The organism is Myxococcus sp. AM009 (assembly GCF_013372605.1).
Classification (GTDB): Bacteria; Myxococcota; Myxococcia; order Myxococcales; family Myxococcaceae; genus Myxococcus; species Myxococcus vastator.
This window is the reverse complement of sequence record NZ_JABXEP010000297.1, coordinates 1-3,625: the sequence shown is the minus strand read 5'-3', so window position 1 is coordinate 3,625 and position 3,625 is coordinate 1. Positions and strand designations below refer to the sequence as shown.

General features: G+C 69.4%; 3 protein-coding genes. 2 read left to right on the top strand and 1 reads right to left on the bottom strand.

Annotated elements, in window-relative coordinates:
• Positions 1-228 precede the first annotated feature (228 nt).
• Complete coding sequence (locus HV824_RS35110) at positions 229-1,638, top strand: M24 family metallopeptidase (protein WP_255208601.1); 1,410 nt, start codon at positions 229-231, stop codon at positions 1,636-1,638.
• On the opposite strand, the gene rtcR is transcribed toward HV824_RS35110, so the two are convergent.
• The gene (gene rtcR / locus HV824_RS35105; RefSeq protein WP_176425217.1) at positions 1,619-3,241 is read right to left on the bottom strand and encodes an RNA repair transcriptional activator RtcR; all 1,623 of its coding nucleotides are present in this window, start codon (positions 3,239-3,241) and stop codon (positions 1,619-1,621) included. The two genes, HV824_RS35110 and rtcR, sit on opposite strands and share 20 nt — an antisense overlap.
• Positions 3,242-3,385: 144 nt before the next feature.
• On the opposite strand from rtcR, the gene HV824_RS35100 reads away from it, so the two are divergent.
• Positions 3,386-3,625, top strand: a 240-nt coding sequence (locus HV824_RS35100; protein ID WP_176425216.1) for an RtcB family protein, incomplete at its 3' end; no start/stop codon positions are given.

Genomic DNA, 3,625 nt, shown 5'->3' with positions numbered 1-3,625 from the left:
GTGTGAGAGCGGGGGGGGACGCGGAGGACCTGGGGGGGCAGGAGCTGGAGGCGTTCGACGAGAGCGACTTCGAGTTCCAAATCGCCAGCTTCTGAGTTCGGCGCGTGGGGGGAGGAAGGGGCCGCGCCCCAGGCCCTCCGCCTCCAGAGACTCCAAGGGCTCTGGAGGCGGAGGCCCCCTGGCTTTCATGCGATACGGTGCGGCCTCCTTCTCGATGGGAGTCCTCACATGAAGTCCGTGAAGTGGGCGGCCTTGCCGCTGTTGCTGCTGGCCGCCTGTGCCACCACGGGGCGCCAGGGCGCCGCTGACGACTCGCCGCCGCGCCTCATGTCCTGGTCGGAGCAGATCGCCGAGCGCGAAGCCTGGCTGGAGAAGCGCCACGGCATGCTGCTGGACATGATGCGCCGCCATGGCGTGGGCATGTGGGTGGTCGTCAACGAGGAGTTCCACGACGACCCGCTCACCCAGTTCATCGCGCCGCCGCGGCCCTATGCGGGCAACCGGGACATCTTCGCGTTCGTCGACGCCGGGCCCGAGGGCCTCAAGCGCGTCGCGCTCTCCAGCTACTCGGAGGCCACGCTCGCGCGCTTCTTCGAGCTGCCCGAGGAAGGGCGCAAGCCACAGGAAATCCTGGCGGACCTGAACACGCGCTATCAGCCCCGGACGATTGCCCTGGGCATTGGCGGCAAGCGCGGGGTGACGCGCAGCCTGACGAAGGACAGCTACGCCTTCCTGGTGGAGGCCCTGGGCGCGGAGGCGGAGGCCCGCTTCGTGAGCGCCGCGCCGCTCATCGAGGAGTACCTGGACACGCGCCTCCCTGAGGAGTGGCTGCACTACCAGCGGCTGGTGATGCTGACGGAGGCGGTGGTGAAGGAGGCCTTCTCGCCGGAGGTGGTGGTGCCGGGGAAGACGACCGTCGGTGACGTGCGCCGCTACCTCTATGACAGGCTCTGGGCGCTGGGCGTGGACACCTGGTTCCAGCCGGACCTGCGCGTGCAGCGCAAGGGCCTGGACGGCTCGAGCTCGCGAGGCTTCCTGGCGCCCGCGAAGGAGGACGTCGTCATCCTCCGCGGCGACCTGCTGCACGTGGACTTCGGCATCACCTACATGGGGCTGAACTCCGACTGGCAGAAGATGGCCTACGTGCTGAAAGAGGGTGAGACGGACGCGCCGGAGGGGCTCAAGCGGGCGCTGGCCAACACCCTGGAGCTCCAGGACGCGCTGATGCTGCGCGCCTCCCGTCCGGGCCGCACGTCCGCGCAGGTGTACACGCAGACGATGGCGGAGATGAAGGAGAAGGGCATCGAGGCCATGGTGTACAGCCACCCGCTGGGCAATCAGGGCCACGCGCTGGGCGCGAGCATCGACTTCCGCTCGGCGAGCCGGCAGGAGGAGTCCAAGACGCTGCGCCTGGGCTCGTACATCGCCATCGAGCTGAACACCGCCACCGCGGTGCCGGAGTGGGACGGGCAGAAGGTCTACGTGATGCAGGAGGACCCGGCCTACCTCACCGAGGAGGGCTGGAAGTTCTTCGTGTCCCGGCAGGAGTCGTTCTACCTCGTGGGCCGCGGCGGCAAGGATGACGACGCGCGGCATGCCCATGCTCTGAAGCCCCTGTCTACGCGCCTCGCCCGCTGACGTCCGCCCAGGTGAGGCCGAAGCGGGCCAGGTACTTCTTCAGCCGGTCCGCGTCGTTGACGCTCTTCTTCTGGGCGCGTGACTGTGCGAACAGCACGCGCCCCGCGTCCGACAACGAGCGTGACGCCCGGCAGGCGCTCAGCACATCCGCGAGCTGGACCCGGTCGAAGCGGTCCAGCTCGCTGGCGAGACTCTCCCCCAGCACCTCCGCGACCAGGTCCCCGGCGGCGATTGCCACCCTCGCTCCGGAGGGGCGCCACTGCTCGCGAAGCCGTTCGAGCTCCTCGTCCACCACGTCCCGGGTAATCCGCCCGCCCGCCGCCAGCGTGGCCATGCGCAGCACCGCCGCGTTGAGGTCCCGGAAGTTGCCCGCCCACCGCGCCTCCGGGGACGTGGCGAAGGCCAGGAAGTGCGCCTGGGCCTCCTTGTTCATGGTGACGCGCGTGCCCACGGCCTCCGAGGACTGGTCCAGCTCGAAGAGCAGGTTGGGTGGGATGTCCTCTGGACGCTCGCGCAGCGCGGGCAGCCGGAAGGTCCACAGGTTGATGCGCGCGAGCAGGTCCTCGCGGAAGCGCCCGCGCTCGACCTCGACCTGGAGGTCCCGGTTGGTGCCCGCGATGAGCTGGAAATCACTCTCCACCTCGCGGTCCGCGCCCACCGGCAGGAAGCGCTTGTCCTCCAGCGCGCGGAGCAACATGGCCTGTTCGTCCGCGCCCAGCTCGCCGATTTCGTCCAGGAACAGCACGCCGCCGTTCGCCTGCCGCAGCAGCCCGGGCCTGTCGCTCAGCGCACCCGTGAAGGCGCCCTTCACGTGGCCGAAGAGGGCGGACATGGCGCCGTCGCCTCGGAGCGTGGCGCAGTTGAGGTCCACGAAGGGGCCCGCCACACCACGCCGCGCCTTCTTCAGCGCGTAGATGCGCCGCGCGAGCTGCGACTTGCCCGCGCCGGTGGGGCCGGTGATCAGCAAGGGTGCGCGGGACTGGACGGCCACCTGTTCGATGCGCTCGATGAGGCGGTTGAACGCCGCGTTGCGGGTGTCGATGCCGGATTTGAGGAAGGCCAGGCCTTCTCGCTGCTCCTGCCGGAAGCGCGCGGCCAGGGTGTCGTACTGGGACAGGTCCAGGTCGATGAGGGTGTGCGTGCCCGCCCCCGCGCGGTCCCTGGGGTCGGGTGACACCTGGACCAGCTTGCCGGGGATGAGGCGGCTCTCCACCAGCAGGAACATGCAGATCTGCGCGATGTGCGTGCCCGTGGTGATGTGGACCAGGTAGTCCTCCGCCTCGGGGTTGAAGGCATAGCCGCGCACGTAGTCGAGCAGCGCGCCGTAGGTCTCCTCCAGGTCCCATGGGTTCCGGATGTCCAGGGGCCTGCCCCGCACCTCCGTCTCCGGTGACACCTGCCGGATGTCTCCCACCAGGGTGGCCGCGAGCGAGGTCGCGTTCGGCGGATGCAGCAGCTCCAGCCGGTGCACGAGCAGGTCCTCCTGCTGGCACAGCGCCACCGTGGGCCGCCACCGCGTCCAGCGCTGCGGCCCCTGCCCGTTGTCCAGCGTCGTCCCGAGCATCCCCAGGACCACCGTCTTGCGCGCGCGCGATTTCGCCATCCAGATATGACTTTATCCAAAAAGATAGAAAATGTCAGCTCGCGTGGAGGGCTTCCCTCGGGAGCGGTGTTGGCACGGCGGCTGCTCTAGGCCTCCCCCGTGACCGGGACACAGCGCCCGGCGGACGACTGAAAGGTGGAGACGATGAGCCGCGACAACGGGAACTACGAGGTGCTGTCGGACGAGGCGGGCCGCCCCATCAAGGCGTGGACGGTGGGTGTTCCGTTCGAGGAGGAGGCGAAGAAGCAGCTCCGCAACGTGCGCGGCCTTCCCTTCATCCACAAGTGGGTCTCGGTGATGCCGGACGTTCACCGCGGCTACGGCGCGACGGTGGGGAGCGTGGTCCCCACGGTGGGGGCGGTGGTGCCGGCGGCGGTGGGGGTG